The 17282-nt window shown below is 73.6% G+C and carries 16 protein-coding genes, 1 pseudogene and 1 riboswitch; of the genes and pseudogenes, 15 read left to right on the top strand and 2 right to left on the bottom strand.

Annotation, left to right across the window (positions count from 1 at the left end; all coding sequences use genetic code 11):
• Positions 1-147: 147 nt before the first annotated feature.
• The 7 genes and pseudogenes from CYJ76_RS09700 to CYJ76_RS12920 form a co-directional block, all read left to right on the top strand.
• On the top strand, positions 148-1401 hold the full coding sequence (locus CYJ76_RS09700) for an ATP-binding protein (RefSeq protein WP_070705278.1): 1254 nt from the start codon (positions 148-150) through the stop codon (positions 1399-1401).
• 200 nt (positions 1402-1601) lie between these two features.
• Positions 1602-1886: a hypothetical protein gene (locus CYJ76_RS09695; RefSeq protein ID WP_144043077.1), complete on the top strand. Its 285-nt coding sequence runs from the start codon at positions 1602-1604 to the stop codon at positions 1884-1886.
• 83 nt (positions 1887-1969) lie between these two features.
• Entirely contained in the window at positions 1970-2674 is a 705-nt protein-coding gene (locus tag CYJ76_RS09690) for an ATP-binding cassette domain-containing protein (protein ID WP_101849983.1), read from the top strand.
• Positions 2671-4317, top strand: a complete 1647-nt coding sequence (locus CYJ76_RS09685; protein ID WP_101849982.1) for a hypothetical protein — start codon at positions 2671-2673, stop codon at positions 4315-4317. The genes CYJ76_RS09690 and CYJ76_RS09685 overlap by 4 nt, the downstream gene beginning before the upstream one ends.
• Before the next feature lie 81 nt (positions 4318-4398).
• Positions 4399-4683 carry a hypothetical protein gene (locus CYJ76_RS09680; RefSeq protein WP_101849981.1) on the top strand — a complete coding sequence of 95 codons (285 nt, stop codon included), beginning with the start codon at positions 4399-4401 and terminating at the stop codon, positions 4681-4683.
• A 254-nt stretch (positions 4684-4937) separates the two neighbouring features.
• Positions 4938-5651, top strand: a complete 714-nt coding sequence (locus CYJ76_RS09675; RefSeq protein WP_144043076.1) for a hypothetical protein — start codon at positions 4938-4940, stop codon at positions 5649-5651.
• 163 nt (positions 5652-5814) lie between these two features.
• Positions 5815-6423, top strand: a pseudogene (locus CYJ76_RS12920) (phosphatase PAP2 family protein); the annotation flags it as partial.
• 122 nt (positions 6424-6545) lie between these two features.
• On the opposite strand, the gene CYJ76_RS09665 reads toward CYJ76_RS12920, so the two are convergent.
• The gene (locus CYJ76_RS09665) at positions 6546-7925 is read right to left on the bottom strand and encodes a serine hydrolase domain-containing protein (protein ID WP_070705283.1); all 1380 of its coding nucleotides are present in this window, start codon (positions 7923-7925) and stop codon (positions 6546-6548) included.
• Between the two features lie 168 nt (positions 7926-8093).
• Here CYJ76_RS09665 and CYJ76_RS09660 point away from each other — a divergent pair, with 168 nt between their 5' ends.
• From CYJ76_RS09660 to CYJ76_RS09650, 3 genes are all read left to right on the top strand, one after another.
• A complete protein-coding gene (locus CYJ76_RS09660; RefSeq protein WP_070705284.1) occupies positions 8094-8555 on the top strand; it encodes a thioredoxin family protein in 462 nt (153 codons plus the stop codon).
• A 118-nt stretch (positions 8556-8673) separates the two neighbouring features.
• On the top strand, positions 8674-10200 hold the full coding sequence (locus CYJ76_RS09655) for a UDP-N-acetylmuramoyl-L-alanyl-D-glutamate--2,6-diaminopimelate ligase (RefSeq protein WP_101849979.1): 1527 nt from the start codon (positions 8674-8676) through the stop codon (positions 10198-10200).
• 711 nt (positions 10201-10911) lie between these two features.
• Complete coding sequence (locus tag CYJ76_RS09650; protein WP_070705286.1) at positions 10912-11214, top strand: hypothetical protein; 303 nt, start codon at positions 10912-10914, stop codon at positions 11212-11214.
• A 49-nt stretch (positions 11215-11263) separates the two neighbouring features.
• On the opposite strand, the gene CYJ76_RS09645 is transcribed toward CYJ76_RS09650, so the two are convergent.
• The gene (locus tag CYJ76_RS09645) at positions 11264-12346 is read right to left on the bottom strand and encodes an enoyl-CoA hydratase/isomerase family protein (protein WP_101849978.1); all 1083 of its coding nucleotides are present in this window, start codon (positions 12344-12346) and stop codon (positions 11264-11266) included.
• A 120-nt stretch (positions 12347-12466) separates the two neighbouring features.
• A riboswitch (FMN riboswitch) is annotated at positions 12467-12594 on the top strand.
• Between the two features lie 209 nt (positions 12595-12803).
• Here CYJ76_RS09645 and ribD point away from each other — a divergent pair.
• From ribD to CYJ76_RS09620, 5 genes are all read left to right on the top strand, one after another.
• The gene (ribD, locus tag CYJ76_RS09640; RefSeq protein WP_101849987.1) at positions 12804-13823 is read left to right on the top strand and encodes a bifunctional diaminohydroxyphosphoribosylaminopyrimidine deaminase/5-amino-6-(5-phosphoribosylamino)uracil reductase RibD; all 1020 of its coding nucleotides are present in this window, start codon (positions 12804-12806) and stop codon (positions 13821-13823) included.
• Positions 13823-14458, top strand: a complete 636-nt coding sequence (locus CYJ76_RS09635; RefSeq protein ID WP_070703448.1) for a riboflavin synthase — start codon at positions 13823-13825, stop codon at positions 14456-14458. Before ribD ends, CYJ76_RS09635 begins: the two co-directional genes overlap by 1 nt.
• A complete protein-coding gene (ribB, locus tag CYJ76_RS09630) occupies positions 14455-15699 on the top strand; it encodes a 3,4-dihydroxy-2-butanone-4-phosphate synthase (RefSeq protein ID WP_070703449.1) in 1245 nt (414 codons plus the stop codon). Before CYJ76_RS09635 ends, ribB begins: the two co-directional genes overlap by 4 nt.
• Before the next feature lie 107 nt (positions 15700-15806).
• A complete protein-coding gene (ribH, locus tag CYJ76_RS09625; protein ID WP_070703450.1) occupies positions 15807-16322 on the top strand; it encodes a 6,7-dimethyl-8-ribityllumazine synthase in 516 nt (171 codons plus the stop codon).
• A gap of 24 nt (positions 16323-16346) precedes the next feature.
• Positions 16347-17273, top strand: coding sequence for a DUF5926 family protein (locus tag CYJ76_RS09620; protein ID WP_070703451.1), 927 nt, complete (start codon positions 16347-16349; stop codon positions 17271-17273).
• Positions 17274-17282 lie beyond the last annotated feature (9 nt).

Here is a 17282-nt window from a genome sequence, read left to right as displayed (position 1 = left end):
CTGGATCCACTTCTACAATCACCACCGGGTCCACTCCGCGATCGGAGCCCCGCCAGTCAGCCGCCTCAACAACCTGGCTGGACATCACACCTAGGCCACTCTGCGCAAATCCCTAGAGTCGCCTCGAGTCGCGCATAGGCTCCTCGCGTGGACCCGATCACCAACCCTTACGCCCCCGGCGCCGGCCAGCGCCCGCCGGAGCTCGCCGGCCGCGACGAGTACCTCCGACAGTTCGACGTGGTGCTCGAGCGCATCCGCCGTGGCCGCCCGGACCGCTCGGTGCTGCTCACCGGTCTGCGCGGCGTGGGCAAGACGGTGCTGCTCAACGCCCTGCGCGGCCAGGCGGTGCGCGCCAACTGGGGCACCGGCAAGCTCGAGGCCCGCCCCGACCAGTCGCTGCGCCGCCCGCTGGCCAGCGCCCTGCACACCGCCGTCCGCGAGCTGGGCCACCCGCAGCAGGAGGACGTCGACCACGTGCTCGGCGTCATCAAGGCCTTCGCCCAGCGCGACGCCCCCGCCAACGCCAAGCTGCGTGACCGCTGGAACCCCGGCATCGACGCCCCGGCGGTCAGTGGCCGCGCCGACTCCGGCGACATCGAGATCGACCTCGTGGAGTTGCTCACCGACGTCGGCGGGCTGGCCGCGGACGTGGGCAAGGGCGTGGGCATCTTCATCGACGAGATGCAGGACCTGGGCCCCGATGACGTGTCGGCCGTTTGCGCCGCGTTCCACGAGATCGGCCAGCAGGCCCTGCCCGTGCTGGTGGTGGGCGCCGGCCTGCCGCACCTGCCGGCGGTGCTCAGCGCCAGCAAGTCCTACTCCGAGCGGCTCTTCCGCTACCACCGCATCGACCGGCTGGACCGGGGTGAGGCCGCCCGCGCCCTGCAGGCGCCCGCCGCCGACGAGGGCGCCGAGTGGGAGGACGAGGCGCTCGCGGCCATGTACGCGGCCACCGGCGGGTACCCGTACTTCATCCAGGCCTACGGCAAGGAGGTGTGGGACATGGCGCCGGAGTCGCCCATCACCGCCGAGGACGTGCGCGTGGCCGCGCCGATGGCCGAGTCCGAACTGGCCGTGGGCTTCTTCGGCTCGCGCTACGAGCGCGCCACCCCGGGCGAGCGCGAGTACCTGCGCGCCATGGCCGAGGCGGCGGTGACGGTGGCCGAGCAGGAGGTCGCCGCGCAGGCCGATGCGGCCGAGTCGCCGGACCCGTTGACCCGCGCCGAGGAGGTGGAGGCCGTGCCGACCTCCGTGGTGGCCGAGGTGCTGGGCCGCAAGCCGCAGTCGCTCAGCCCGGCGCGGGACGCACTCATGAAGAAGGGGCTCATCTACGCCCCGGAGCGCGGAAAGATCGCGTTCACCGTGCCGCACTTCGGGCGCTACCTGCGCAACAGCCAGTGAGGGGCGACGGCCAGGGCCCCTTGGCCTGCCGGTCCGCTGCGTTCCTCGGAGCGACGCCCGGGGGACGATCCAGCCGCGGGTGGGGATCGGTGAGGCTGTGAAAAGCGAACTCTCGCAGCTTAGTGCGCCTGTTACGCTTCGAGCGAGTCCTCAACCGGGGGGGGGGATCATCTGTTGTGGAGGAAGTTATGACACACACTGTGCTCAAGAAGCTGCTTGCGCCTGCGGCAGCCTTTGCGATGCTCGGATCCCCGTTGATGACGGCCGCGCCTGCTGCCCATGCCACGCCCACGAACTGCACGTACTCGATCGACCGTCGCGACGTGACCGGTACCTGCAAGAGCGGTCGTGGTGAGTTCCGCATCCATCTCGACTGTGCCTATGCGCCAGACCGCTTCTCCACCTGGGGCCGCCCGGGTCAGCAGCGAACCATCAAGTGTTTGGTGGGCCAGCCCCGGAACGTGATGTTCGAGGTGCGGAACTAACGTCCGGTGGCCGCTCGGGCGGGTGTGGCGACGGGGCGCCACGCCCGCCCGGTTTGATGCCGGGACTCGCGGGAGTGGTGAGAATGACTGAGCTGGTGGTGGATCGGGCCACGATCCGGTACGGCACACGGACCGCCGTCGAGGGAGTCTCCTGGCGGCGTGGCCACGGCCTGCACGGGCTGCTCGGCGCGAACGGCGCCGGCAAGTCGTCCCTGCTGCGGGCCGTCGTGGCCCTGCAGCCCCTCGACGGGGGCAGCGTCACGCTGGACGGCGCCCCGGTGCGTCAGGTGCGGGAACGGGTGGGCTTCCTGCCGCAGGACAACCTCCGCCGATCGCGGTTCACGGTGTGGGAGCACCTGGCCTACATGTGCTGGCTCAAGCGGTTGGACGACCGGGCCGCGGCGTCGGAGGTGGACCGCCTCCTGGGGCTCGTCGGCCTCGAGGAGCGTGCCGATGACCGGATCCGGGCGCTGTCGGGTGGGATGCGTCGACGGGTCGGGATCGCCTCCGCGCTGGTCGCCGATCCCGAGGTCATCGTGCTCGACGAGCCGACGGCCGGCCTCGACATGGGGCAGCGGGACTCGCTCAACGACCTGCTGCACCGGGTGTCGCAGGAGGCGATCGTCGTCATCTCCACGCACATCGTCGAGGACGTCCTCGACCACGCGGACACCGTCACGGTCATGGACCAGGGATCGTTCGTCTTCGACGGGACCTTCGAGGAGTTCAGCCCCACCCGGGAGCTCTCGACCGTGCGCGCCAGCTACCTGGAGCTGGTGGCGCAGTGAGGGGGTGGCTGCTCTGGGCCAGGCACCAGGAGCTGCCGCGCTGTGCCCTCGCCGCCGTCATCGCCACCGGTGTGATGGCGGTGCTGGTCGCCGCGGCCGGTCTGGGCGGTTCGATCGAGGTGGGCCCGCTGTGGATCTCCAACGCCATGTCGCTGCCGCTGCTCTTCGCCTTCGTGAACGAGCACGATCTCGAGCGCATCGCGCCGCGATCCCTGCTCGCTCGTCGTGGTGTGCTGGTGGCGCTCACGACGGCGCTGGCCGGCGTTCTGGCGATTCTCGTCTTCCCGGGTGACGCCCAGGCACTCGCCGCGTGGCGCAACGCCGCGGCCCTCATGGGGCTGGGGTTGGTGAGCCTGACCGTGGTGCCGCGTCCTGCTGTCTGGGTGCTCCCCGTCGTCGCGGCACTCGGGTCGATGTTGGTCGGCTGGCCGGTGGAGCCCACCCTCCCCGACGGGGTACTCGGCGCGCTGCGAGCACCTGCCACGCTGCGCTTCGAGGCCACCGGTGAACCCAACCTGAGCCTGCTCACCTGCGTGATCGTGTGGGTTGTGGGCGTGGGCTCGTACCTGTCGGGTCTGACCTTCCGGCGCCAGGGGGCGAGGCGGATGCCCCGTGGCTCGCGCGCAGGATTCGCAGGGCGTCGCACCCGGCCGGGGCTGGGGGCAGCGGCGCTGACCGGCCCGCTGATGGGAGTCGTGGCACTGTCCGTCCTCTGGACGCAGCTGGCGAGCCTGCCGTACTGGGGAGGGAGCCCCCGGCTGCTGCTGGCCAGGGACCTGCCGGCGGCGCACTTCATCCTCATGGGGGCTGCCGCGGTGGCCGGTCTCGTCACCGGCCAGGCCCGGTGGCGCGCGGGCGTGGTGCAGTGGGAGGAGCTCTCCACCCGCAGCCGCTCCGAGCTCATCGGCCGTGCTGCTGGCCGGGCCGCGCGCATCGCCGCCATCGGCCTGCTCGTCCCCATCGCCGTGCTGGCCCTCGTGGCGACCGGTGACCTCTCCCGGCACGTCCCCGCGGAGGTGGCTCTGCGGGAGTTCGCTGCGGGCTGGCCCGTGGCGTGTGTCGTCGTGCTGGAGGGGGTGGTCCTCGCCGCGGTGGGGGCGGTCATCGGGTGGTTCTCCGGGAGGGTGTGGCTGGCTCCGCTCTGGTTGGTCGCGGTGCTCGCCGTCGTGATCGCGACGCCGAGGCCCCCGTCCCAGGACGTGGACGCGCGGTGGGAGCAGGCCTACGGGGTCGAGAGCTGCGCACGCAGCGCGAAGGTCGACCTCCGGGTGTGCGCTCCGGCCCCCGATGCCGGCTACGTGCCGGCAGCGCTGCGAACGGTGGAGGGCCTCTACACGTCGTCGCCCCATCCCGAGGCGCTGCCCCGCACCGTCCATCTCGTGACAACAGGTGTCATCTCGAGCACCGTGGGCGACGACGGCGCGGACGTGCACCCCAGCATCGGGCAGTCCCGCACGCGCGGGCTCACGCCGCCGGGCGTCCTCCAGGGGCCGTCCGCGGACTCGCTGGCCTACACGACCACCGCCTGGTGCCGGGGCGCCGACCTGGAGGACGTGCAGCAGCTGCTCGGTCTCGGGGAGGGCGCCAGTGGCACGATGCCGGCGACCCTCGCCGCTCTCCGAGACTGCCGGGATCGCACCTGACACTCCACCCTCGTCCTGACGCACCTCGCTCCCGACGACACCGGCCTCGGCACGGGCCTGCTGGTCTTCGCCCTGGCCGCGGTGGTCACCCTGGTGTGGTCCTTCCTCGATACCCGCCGTGGCCGGGGCGTCCTCGGCGTCGTGTTCGCGTGGCTGGTGGTGGGTCTGCTGCTGGGCGTGGTCGGTGCCTTCAACGCGCAGGGCTTCGCCTGGCCGCCGGACCGGTCGGTGCTCACCTCGGACCTGCGGGGCCTTCCCCCGTTCATGGCGATGTTGGTGGGCGTGCCCGCCGTCGTCGGTGCGGCGCTGGGGGCCCTCACTGGCCGCCTCACGAGTTCTGCAGGAACGTCCCGCATGCGTCGGTGAGCGCCACGTGACTGCCTCTCGGGCGGGGGTGTGAAGGAGGGGGGAGCAGTCCCGGACTCAGGCGAAGAGTATGCGGGACAACGTGTTTCATTTCAGCAGAGATGTGTGACCCGGGACACGGTTGCAAGCCTGAGGAAATACACCTATTTTCGTCGGGCGGCGAGTTCGCCGCGTTGGGGTGCGCCTTGGTCGAGGGGCCGGGGCGTGCCCGCACCCCCAGATCCTTTGCCGACTGACTTCTCCCTGGAGGAACCGTGAACACGCAGACCTCGCGTCGCGCCGTCGTCAAGGGCGCGGCCTGGGCCGCCCCGGTGGTGGCCGTGGCATCCGCTGCTCCCGCCGTCGCTTCTTCGCCTACCGGTAAGCTCGCCGCCGGCCCTTGGTACAACACCTGGGAGGGCGCCGCTGTGCCCACCAACGGTGACTCCGGTGGCATGGTGCCGTACATCATCATGGGCACCACCGACACCACCGGTGCCGCCAGTTACGACCAGACCACCCCGGTCGCCCAGACCTGGGACAACGACGGCACGGGCGCCTATGAGTGCGACCCGGCTGCCGCCACCACCCCCTACGGTGTCGGCGACACCATCACCATCACCATCACCGAGAACCTGGGCACCTACTACGGCGACACCCCCGTGGAGACGTCCGAGACCGAGCCCGGCCCGGCGGCCTGGCCGGACGTCATCGTGCGCGACTCGGGCATGTACGACCTCAGCGGCTACAACGGCCAGGTGGTCACCAGCGGTGCCGCGTACGGCGCGTACAACGGGACGAACTGCTGGACCTGGACCATCACCATGCTGCAGGACATCCGCGCCTGCGGGTCCGACCCGGTGACCTTCGACCTCCGCTTCAAGTCGCAGGGTCTGACCGCCGACGGCCAGCAGCGCCTGTCGCAGTACACGATCACCGTCACCTCCCCGTGGGGCACGGTGACCCAGGAGATCCCGGCGCAGAGCTGACCTCCCAGCACGCCACGAGGCCTCCGAGGACCCGCGTCCCCGGGGGCCTCGTCGTGACCCATGCCACGGCCTGAAGGGCTCTTGGCGGAGGCCTGACTGCTTCCGCACCAACCCCGGGCGCAACGAAGACCCTGCCCTGCAGTCGCTTTCCTAGCCTCGAGGCATGAGCTCCCTCGACCGGATCACGCGCCTGCCGGTGCTGGCCACCCTGCTGTGCGCGCTCACCCTGGCGGCCATGGGTCCGGCCGCCGCGGTGGACCGCCAGCTGCACGGCGTGCGCATGGCCGGCCGCGACCCGCGGGAGTACGAGCTGCTGCACGCCCTGGACAACGTGGCCGGCCAGGTGGTGGCCCTGCCCGTGCTGCTCGGTGTGGCCGTGTGGTCCTGCCGCCGCCAGTGCAGCCTCCACCCGCTGCGCCTCGTGGTCTGGGCCGAGCTCCTCTTCTACGCCGGCGTCGGCTCGCTCAAGACGCTCCTGGCCCGGTCCTCGCCCACCATCGGTGACCCGGGCTTCTTCACCGGCGGTCTGCTCGTCAACGGCGCGCACGGCGTGAGCTACCCCTCGGGCCACACGGCCGCCGCGGTGCTCTTCTACGGCACCGGCGTGCTGCTGGTGCACCGCACCGTCGTCCTCCCCCGATGGGGGCAGGCCGCCCTCGTGGCCGGCTGGCTGGCGCTCGTGGGCACCACCACCACCGTCGCCCAGCTGCTGGGCTACCACTGGGTGCTCGACCTCGTGGCCGGCGTGGTGGTGGGCGGTGTGCTCCTGCGCCTGGTGCTCTGGGGCGACCGGTGGTGGCACAGTCCGGGGCGCCGCGTGGTGCAGCGGCTGCTGCGGGCCACCTGGCGGCAGGTGGACCCCCGTCGAGGGGGTGCCACCCGCTCCGCCGCGGCTCAGGCGGGGTGCTGGCCGAAGGCGAGCGGTTCCCGGCTCACCAGGTACGTGGCCCAGTTCAGCTTCAGCACCGAGCCGTCGGCACGCCGCGTGATGCGCAGCAGCTCACCGCGCTCACGGCCCGAGACGGTGCGGTAGAGGTCGTCCTCGACCCGCTCGAACACCGACGGCGGCGCGTCCGCCGGGGCCCCGGCCATGCGGGCCTCCAACTGCCCCTGCCGCACGCTGAACACCACGTGGCTGCCCTCGGTGTACCAGTGGCCCAGCAGGCCGGCCAGCTCCTCGGGCACCTCGGTGCCGGGTGCCCACACCGCCTCCTCTGCGGGCTCGGCCTCCTCCACGGCATCGGCCAGGTCCACCGCGAACGCGCTCGGGTCGGGCGAGGCGGAGTTGTTCATGAACACCAGTCCGCCGGTGCCGGACTCGCGGTGCGTGAACACCCCGGTGATGTGGCCGGGCATGCCGCCGGTGTGCCCCACCCAGACGCGCTGGCCACGGCGCAGCAGGAAGAACCCGAGCCCCATCGCCTGGGACCACCCACGGGGGTCCACCACGGCCTGCGGCTGGGTCATCTCCTCCAGCGTGTCCGGCGAGAGCACGGCGGGGTCCGGGTCGGCCACGAAGGCCGACCAGCGCGCCATGTCTGCCGGGGTGGAGGCCAGGCCGCCGCAGGGTGCGGTGCCGCGGAAGTCCGGCACCGGCTCGATGACGGGCACGTCGCTGAACGGGGGCACGAAGTAGCCCTGCACGTGCGCGCCGTCGAAGCCCACCGTGGTGCGCGCCAGACCCAGCGGGTCGAGCAGCCGGGCCTGCAGCGACTCCGCCCACGAGCGCCCGTCCAGATGGGCCACCACCTCGCCCAGCAGGCAGTACATGAGGTTGGAGTAGTGCCAGCGCGTGTGCGGGCGGCCCACCTGCTCGGCCTGTGCGGACTCGCGGAGCAGGCCCGCGGCATCGGGGAAGAGGAGGGTCTCCCACACGTCGCCGTGGGGCTCGCGCTGCACGCCGGAGACGTGCGCCAGGGCGGAGCGGACGGTGGCGCCGAGCGCGGGCGAGGGCGCGGCGCCGGGCAGGTGGTCGCCCAGGCGGTCGTCCAGGGAGAGGCGCCCCTCGTCGCGGGCCTGCATGACCATGACGGCGGTGAAGGTCTTGGTGTTGGACGCCACGAGGTACTGGTCGTCGGCGGTGGCCGCGCGGTCGCGGTCCTCACCCGCGCCGGTGGTGCCGATGCCCTCGCTCCACACGTAGCGCCCGCCGCGCTGCACGCCGGCGAACAGGGCCGGGACGCGGCCGGTGCGCTGGCGCTCCAGGGCGGTGCGGCGCAGGGTGCGCACGGTGTCCGGACGCAGCGGGCTGGGGGTGTGGGCGGCATCACTCATGGCAGGACCGTAACGCCGTGGCGGCGCGGGCGGCTGGGGGCGGGGCCGCCGGGGGTGTGGCTGCGGGGGAGCGGCCGGTGGAACAAGCGCCCGGGCGTCGCGGTTGAACCGGGCGACCACGCACCGCGCCGTCCGGCGCCGGTGCCCGCTGACATCCGAGGAGGCCCCGTGGCCACCGTTGAGCTGACCGCTGAGAACTTCGAGCAGACCATCAAGGACAACCCGATGGTGGTCGTGGACTTCTGGGCCACCTGGTGCGGCCCGTGCACGCAGTTCGCCCCCGTCTACGAGGCGGCCTCCGAGAAGCACGAGGACGTCGTGTTCGGCAAGGTCGACATCGACGCGCAGCCGCAGCTGGCCGGGGCACTGGGCATCCAGTCGGTGCCCACCACCATGGCCTTCCGTGAGCAGATCGGCGTGTTCGCCCAGCCCGGCGCCATGCCCGGCAGCGCGCTCGACGAGGTGCTCGAGGCCGTGAAGGGCCTGGACATGGACCAGGTGCGCGCGCAGGTGGCCCAGGAGCAGGCCGCCGCGCAGCAGCAGGCCCAGCAGGCGCCCGCCCAGCCGGCCAACCCGGCCGACGAGGGCACTGCCGCCGGGGGCCCGGACCCGGCCAACCCGTTCGCCTGAGCCCGGCCAGCACCGACCCACGAGGCCGTCGTCCCCGATGGGGGCGGCGGCCTCGCCGCGTGCCGGCCCGCGCCCCCGCACCCGTGCCGCCGGGTGACGCACCACCTAGGCTGACGGGGTGCTGACCCGAGACGACATCGCGACCGCCCTGGCCCTGCCCGTCCGCGAGGTGCCCGAGGAGTTCTCCGGCACCCCCGGCATCACGGCGGTCACCCACGACTCCCGCGCCGTCACGCCGGGCGCCGCGTTCGTGGCCGTCTCCGGGTTCAAGAACGACGGCCTGCGCTTCGCCCCCGGTGCCCTCGATGCCGGGGCGGGCCTCGTGGTGGTCGAGCGCGAGTGGCCCACGGCCGCCGACCGGGAGGCCGACCCCCGCATCGCCGAGCTGGAGGCAGCCGGCCCCCTGCCCGTGGTGCGGGTGCGCGACGCCCGCGCCGCCCTGGGCCACCTGGCCGCGGCCGTCAACGGCAACCCGAGCCGCTCGCTGCGCGTGCACGGCATCACCGGCACCAACGGCAAGACCACCACCAGTTACGTGCTCTACAACCTGCTGGCCGGCGTGCTGGGCACCGACAAGGTGGGCCTGTCCACCACGGTGGAGGTCATCGTCGACGGTGTGGGCCGGCCGGCCATGCGCACCACCCCCGAGGCCCCGCTGGTGCAGGAGAACCTGCGCCGCATGGTGGAGGCCGGTGCCTCCGACGCCGTGCTCGAGACCTCCAGCCACGGCCTGGAGCTGCACCGCGTCACCGGCGTGGAGTACGCCTCGGCCATCTTCACCAACCTCACGCGCGACCACCTGGACATCCACGGCGACATGGAGACCTACTTCCAGGTCAAGCGCCAGCTCTTCGAGCGCACCTCCGGCCCGCGCCTGGCCAACGTGGACGACACCTACGGCCGTCGGCTGGCCCGCGAGTTCCCCGGGGCGCTGACCTTCGGCTTCGACGAGGCAGCCGACTACCGCATCGTGGAGCCCACCGACCTCACCCTGGAGGGCATGCAGTTCACTCTGGACACGCCGCGCCACGGCGAGCTGCGCCTGGAGCCGCCGCTGGTGGGCGACTACAACGCGCTCAACGTGGCCGGCGCGGTGGCCGTGGCGCTGGAGTCCGGTCACGACTCGCTCGCCGTGGTGGAGGCGGTGAAGCACCTGGGGCAGGTGCCCGGCCGCTTCCAGCGCATCCCGGAGGCCGCCGAGCACGGGTTCATGGCGGTGGTGGACTACGCGCACACCGAGGTGGGGCTGGAGGTGGTGCTCACCGTGGCGCGCAAGATCGCGGACATGGCCGGCGGGCGCCTCATCTGCGTGTACGGCGCGGCCGGGGAGCGCGATGCGGCCAAGCGCCCGTTGATGGGCGAGGTCGTCTCCCGCATCGCGGACGTCGGCATCATCACCACCGACGACCCGTACGGCGAGGACCCGGCGACCATCGCCGAGGAGGTGATGGCCGGCGCCGATGCCGGGGACACGCACATCACGCTGGACCGGCGGACTGCGCTGCTGGAGGCCGTGGCCATGGCGCGGGAGAACGACCTGGTCATCGCGTGCGGCAAGGGTGACGAGGCGTTCCAGCACCTGCCCTCCGGCGACGTGGACCACCACGACCCCACGAGCATCCGCGAGGGCCTGGCCCGCCGCTGACGTGGTGGGGTCGCGTCCCGGGGCGGGGCAAGGTGTCCTCGCTTGCCCGCTGCGAAGGACGCCAGGAGAACGTCATGCGTGGGGAGGATGCTCGCATCCTGGTGGGGGGACCCTTGGGCTCATGGCAAACGGTGGACACACAAGGGCGTCGCGACACGCGCGCGGCGCGATCATCGGTTCGACGCTGGTCTTCTTCTCGCCGGAGCGGGCTGGAGCTGTCCTGAGGGATGGCCCCGCCACCTACGTGGCGATCGACGGACAGGATGTTCAGTACGCAGACCACCCGGGTGTCACGGGACCCGTGAACGTGACCTCCGTGTACCTGTCCAGAGACGGTCGAGAGATCCAGCCCGCAGGTCAGGCGACAGCGGGACTGGGCATCGGGCCCTGCAGGCTGGAGGCCAAACCGGACAGGCCGCATCGTTCCGGGGCGGATGTCTCTGGGCACGGGTACTGGGAACGCGGTGGTGACTGTTGCCCCGGGGGAGGGCGAGGGAAGCGCAGCACTGCCCGGGCCCGGTGCCGCTCGAGTGCGGTGACATCGTGGAGGAACCACGTCGACGTTGATGTCCACGGGCGATGGGACACCGCTGACAAGCCCTTCAAGGAGGCCCGGGTCGGGTGTCGGGTGTGAGTGGGCCAGGCCGTGTGCCGAATCGCCTCGTGGTGACGGTCGCCAGCGATCCCGGACCCCACGGCACAGCGGGTTGTGTGTGTCATCTGTGGGCGGAGGACTCCCTGGGCCGCGTCCTGCTGCTCGAGGACCGCGGGTGGGGGACATCGGCCGCCTGGAGCGAGGTGACCGAGGACAGCGTGGTGGCGGACTCCCTCCTCTCCACCGGCCCGGACGAGCCGTGGGGTGGCATGACGCAGGACGACGCAACCGCTTTCCACTATGGAGAACTGGCCCAGGTCGCGGCGCATCGCGGACTGGTGGTGACGGCCGAGGGACTGCAGGCCCTGCCCATCGAGGTGGAGCTGAGTGAGGAACTGCGCGCCCGACTCCGCCGCTGACGCGGGCCCGCCGGGGAGTCCCCCGCGGCGGGCCCTGAGCGCCCGAGCCTCAGCCCTGCTGGTCCAGGCGCTCCCCGGCCAGCACGGCCTTGACCTCGTCCTCGGGCACCTCGGCGATGCTGCCGTGGCGCCACGCGGCGTCGTTGGTCCGGTCGATGAGCACGGCGCGCACGCCCTCGGCGAAGTCACCGCTGGAGAGCATGCCGGTGGCCATCCTCAGGTCGCGCTCCAGCACGCCGGCCAGGGTGTCCCCGGCGGCCAGGCGCAGCGCCGCCAGGGTCACCGCCACCGAGAGCGGCGAACGGCTCTCCAGCAGCTCGGCCGCCTTCTGCGCCCCCTCGGCCGAGTGGCCCTTCAGGCGCTCGAGCACCGCGGCCGGCGCCTCGCCCTCGTAGCACTCCGCGGTCCACTGCGCGGCGGCGGCCAGCGGGGCCTCCGCCTCGCCGGTCGCCTCGCGGGCGGCGGCCACCAGGTCGTCCGCGGACTCGCCGCCGGCCAGCCGGTCCACCACGGTCTCGGGGTCGAGCAGCTCGGCCGGCGCCACGGCATCGGCCAGGCCCAGCAGCACCGCGTCCGCGCCGCCGAAGCGGTCGCCGGTCAGGGCCACGTGCGTGCCCAACTCGTGCTGCGCGCGCGAGAGCAGGTGCATGGCGCCCACGTCCGGGAACAGCCCGATGCCGGTCTCGGGCATGGCCACCTTGGCGTCGGCGGCCACGAGGCGGTGGCTGCCGTGGGCGCTGATGCCGATGCCGCCGCCCATCACCACGCCGTGCATGAGCGCCACGTACGGGATCTCGTAGTCGGCCACGAGCTGGTCGAGCGCGTACTCGGTGCGCCAGAAGTCCTGCGCCGGACCGAGGTCGCCGGAGGTGGCGGACTCGCGCAGCACCTTGATGTCGCCGCCGGCGCACAGGCCCTTGCCCTCACCTGAGACCACGACGGCGCGCGGCCGGTCCTCGCCCTGCGCGTTCTGCCAGGCGTGCAGCTGGTCGAGCATCGCCGCGCACATGTCCCGGGTCAGCGCGTTGAGCGCCTTGGGCCGGTTCAGGTGGATGCGGGCGATGCCGTCGCGCACGCCGAACAGCACGTCCTCGGTGCCGCCGTCCAGGGGGGAGAGCTCGGTGGGGGCCATGGGTGCTCCTCGGGGTCTCGGGTGTGGTCCGGCCCACAGCGTTCCACACGGCCGATGGTGTGCCGGGCTCGGTGCCCCCGCCCGACGCCCGCCCCGGCGGCCCGGGCGTAGAATCGGCGGCACGTGTTCCGGGGTCGGTGCAAGTCCGAACCGGCGGTGACAGTCCGCGACCCGTCCGCAGCCAGCGGCCGGTTGACTGGGTGGAATTCCCAGACCGACGGTGAGAGTCCGGAAGGGAGGAGCACGTGCGGCGTCGCCCCGCGACGCCGTGGGCGGCAGTCCCGCTGCCGAGCGGCCCGTGGCCCCTCGGTGCGTGGTGCACCTGCCGACTCCTCCGGGCCCACGCCCGTTCCCCCGGTTCACCCGGGCCGTCCGACCGGACCGCCCGCCGCCGTGACCGCAGTGAGGAACCGCCGTGACCGCCCGCCCCGCCGAGTCCACCGCCTGGGAGCCCGCGATGCGCCGCGCCCTGGAGCTGGCGGCCCGTGGACCGGCCACCGACCCCAACCCCCGTGTGGGCTGCGTACTGCTCGACGCCGCCGGCCGCACCCTGGGCGAGGGGTGGCACCGCGGCGCCGGCACCCCGCACGCGGAGGTCGCCGCCCTGTCCGATGCGGAGCAGCGCGGCCGGGACGTCGGCGGCGCCACCGCCGTGGTCACCCTGGAGCCGTGCAACCACACCGGCCGCACCGGCCCGTGCGCCGAGGCGCTGCGTGAGGCCGGGGTGGCCCGCGTCGTCGTCGCCCAACCGGACCCGACCCCGTTGGCCGCCGGGGGCGCCGATCGCCTCCGTGCCGCCGGCCTCGAGGTCACCACCGGCGTGCTGGCCGACGAGGCCGAGGCGCTCAACCGGTGGTTCACCGCCTCGGCGCACCTCGGGCGCCCGGTGGTGACGCTCAAGCTGGCCGCCACCCTGGACGGCCGCGTGGCCGCCGCCGACGGCACGAGCCAGTGGATCACCGGCCCCGACGCCCGCCGGGACGTGCACCGCCAGCGCGCGCAGGCCGGGGCGGTGGTGGTGGGCACGGGCACCGCGCTCGCCGACGACCCCCGGCTCACCGTGCGTCTGCCCGAGGGCGAGCAGGTGGACCGCCAGCCGCTGCGCGTGGTGGTGGGCACTCGGCAGCTCCCCGCATCGGCCCGGGTGCTCGACGACGCCGCCGAGACCCTGCTGCTCGCGACCCACGACCCCGCCGAGGTGCTCGCGGCCCTCCGCGAGCGCGGCGTGCACCACGTCTGGCTGGAGGGCGGCCCCACCCTGGGTGCGGCCTTCCTGCGCGCCGGGCTGGTGGACCGCCTCGTGACCTACCTGGCCCCCGCACTGCTGGGTGCGGGCGCCCCGCTCGTGGCCGAACTCGGCATCGGCACCGTCGAGGAGGCCCTGCGCTGGCATCTGGAGGACGTGGCCCGCCTGGGCGACGACGTCCGCCTCACCCTGACCCCCACCGACCCGAACCCGACCGAAGGAGACGCCTGATGTTCACCGGCATCATCGAGGAGATCGGCCGCGTCGAGGCCGTCGAACCGGCGGGCGACGACATCCGCCTGCGGGTGTCCGGCGCCGTGGTCACCAGCGACGCGGGGCACGGCGACTCCATCGCGGTGAACGGTGTGTGCCTCACCGTGGTGGAGCTGGGCGGCGGGTCGGGCGGGCCCGACGGCGCGCCCGGCTGGTTCACCGCCGACGTCATGCCCGAGACCCTCACCCACAGCTCGCTCGGAGCCCTGGAGGTGGGCAGCCCGGTCAACCTGGAGCGCGCGGTGCGGGCCGGGGGACGGCTGGGTGGCCACATCGTGCAGGGGCACGTGGACGGTGTGGGCGAGGTGCTGGCCCGCACCCCGGGCGACCGCTGGGAGGTGGTGCGCGTGGGCGTGCCGGCCGAGCTGGCGCGCTACGTGGTGCACAAGGGGTCGGTGACGCTCGACGGCGTCTCGCTCACGGTGAGCGACCTGTCCGATGCCGGGGCGTCCGCCCCCTGGCTGGAGGTCAGCCTCATCCCCGAGACCCTCACCCGCACCACGCTGGGCGACGCGCCCGTGGGCACCACCGTGAACGTGGAGGTGGACGTGGTGGCCAAGTACGTCGAGAAGATGGTGGGAGCCACGCGATGACCCGGGACCAGACCCTCACCCCCCAGCTGGCCGCCGCCCTGGAGGCCCTGCGCGCCGGCCGCCCCGTGCTGGTGCTGGACGACGAGGATCGCGAGAACGAGGGCGACGTCATCCTCGCCGCCGAGCGGCTGACCCCGGAGTGGATGGCGTGGACCGTCCGCCACTCCTCGGGCTACGTGTGCGCCCCGATGACGGCCGCGCGCGCCGACGCCCTCGAGCTGCCGCTCATGGTGCGCGACAACGCCGACCCCTTCCGCACCGCGTACACCGTCACCGTGGACGCCGCCGAGGGCGTGACCACCGGCATCAGCGCCACGGACCGCACCCGCACCCTGCACGTCCTGGCTGATGCCGGGAGCACGGCCGCCGACCTCGTCCGCCCCGGGCACGTGGTGCCGCTGCGCGCCCGGGACGGTGGGGTCCTGGAGCGGGCCGGCCACACCGAGGCCGCGGTGGACCTGTGCCGCCTGGCCGGGCTGGAGCCGGTGGGCGTCATCGCCGAGCTGGTGCACGACGACGGCACGATGATGCGCTCCGAGGCCGTGCGCGCCCTGGCCGCCGAGCACGACCTGCCGGTGCTCACCATCGAGGCCCTGGCCGCCTGGCGCGCCGTGCACGACCGCCTGGACGCCGTGGCCACCGCGCAGCTGCCCACCGCCCACGGCGACTTCACCGTGCACGCCCTCACCGACCGCCTCACCGGGGTGGAGCACCTGGCCCTGGTGGCCCCCGGCCCGCTGCGCGACCCCGCCGCCCCAGTGCCGGTGCGCGCCCACAGCGAGTGCCTCACCGGCGACGCGCTCGGCTCGCTGCGCTGCGACTGCGGCGCCCAGCTGGCCGACGCCCTGGCCGACACGCAGGCCCGCGGCGGCGTGGTGCTGTACCTGCGCGGCCACGAGGGGCGCGGCATCGGGCTGGCGGCCAAGATCGCGGCCTACGCCCAGCAGGACGCCGGCGCCGACACGGTGGACGCCCAGCACGCCCTGGGCCTGCCGGTGGACGCCCGCGACTACGGCGTGGCCGCGGCGATGCTCGCCCACCTGGGCATCGACCGCATCGAGCTGACCACCAACAACCCGGCCAAGGTGGAGGCCCTGCGGGAGCTCGGCGTGGACGTGGTCGCCACCCGTCCCAGCGTGGTGGGCGTGACGCCCCAGAACCTGCCCTACCTGCGCACCAAGCGCGACCGCATGGGCCACACCCTGCCGGCCGATCTGACCCCGGGGACCGCCGCCGGGTGAGGCATGCCACGCTGCCGGGGGTGGACCCCGCCCCGCCGGCAGGCCACGGTGGACAGCAGGACCCCCGCCGGCCCCCATCGCCCCCCCTTGAACCCGAGGAGACACCCATGAGTGGACACGGTTCCCCCACCGAGGCCATCGCCGACCGCCTGCGCCGCGAGCTGGCCGCCGACCGCGAGGACGGCGCCCTGCCGCTGCGCGTGGCCGTGGTGGCCGCCAGCTGGCACGAGGAGGTCATGGGCGGCCTGCTCGAGGGCAGCCGTCGGGCGCTGGCCGACCTGGGCATCACCCCGCTGGAGATCCGCGTGCCGGGCACCTTCGAACTGCCGGTGGCCGCGGCCCGCCTGGCCCCGCACCACGACGCGGTGGTGGCCCTGGGCGTGGTCATCCGCGGCGGCACCCCGCACTTCGACTACGTCTGCCAGGCCGCCACCACGGGCCTCACCGACGTGGCCGTGCGCACCGCCACCCCGGTGGGCTTCGGCGTGCTCACCTGCGACGACGAGCAGCAGGCCCTGGACCGCGCCGGCCTGGAGGGCTCGAGCGAGGACAAGGGCGCCGAGGCCGCGCTGGCCTGCGTGGACACCGCCGCCACGCTGCGCCGCGCCCGCGCCCAGCGCTGACCCGCGCCCGTAGACTCCGGCCCCATGGGTAAGGCATCTCGTCGCAAGAACCGCGACGTCAAGGGACCGAAGCAGATTCCGGCGCCGTTCGAGGCCCGTCCGTTCAAGGGGCTGCCGAACGAGACCGAGTGGGTGGCCATGCGGGAGATCCTCCCGGCGGCCACGGCGACCATCCGCGTGAAGGTCCCCGCCGTCGAGGCGCCCGAGGGCACTCCGGCGCCGGCGTGGTCCTCGCTGGAGGTCGGCTCCGAGCACGAGGTCACGCTGGCCACCGTGCTGCCGCTGGCGTGGCCGGGCCTGAACCGCGGCGAGGGCGACGTGCTCTCCGCGCTGCAGACCGGTTCCTCCACCGGTGACGCGAGCCGCGACATCGCCCAGGCGATCCTCACCTCGCTGGCCAACGAGCCGGGCCAGCCCACCGTGGGTCTGCCGCAGGCCATGGCGCACACGCCCCGCCTGCAGGACGTGCTCGTGAGCGACACGATGACCGCCGAGCTGCACGAGAGCTTCGACTTCTGGCTCACCGGCAAGGAGGACGCCCTCGACGAGGCCGGCCAGCTCTCCATGGAGCGCGCCAACGAGGCCATCGTGCCCACCCAGCGTCTCGATGCCGTGGAGTCGGCCTTCTGGTGCCTCATGGGCGACCGGGCCTACGTGCGCTGGCTGCTGCCGCACGACGAGGACGCGGCCACCACCGCCCTGGCCCGCCTCAAGGCGGCCGGCGAGCACACCCTCGGCGGGCAGTCCACGCTGCTGGGTGCCTTCCGCGGTGCGGGCCTGCTGGTGCCGGTGTTCGAGGTGGACCCGGCCGCCGACCCCCAGTCCTGGAACGCCCCGCTGGGCGAGCTGGCCGCGCGCCTGGAGGCCCGCCTGGGCGACGACGCGCCGCTGACGCACGACGAGCGCCGGGCCCGGGAGGGCTTCTCGAGCCGGCAGGTCACCATCCGCTGACCTGCGCCG

This window comes from Kytococcus schroeteri, assembly GCF_002847825.1.
Classification (GTDB): Bacteria; Actinomycetota; Actinomycetes; order Actinomycetales; family Dermatophilaceae; genus Kytococcus; species Kytococcus schroeteri.
The sequence above is the reverse complement of the archived record's forward strand: the minus strand, read 5'-3'. Positions and strand labels throughout refer to the sequence as shown.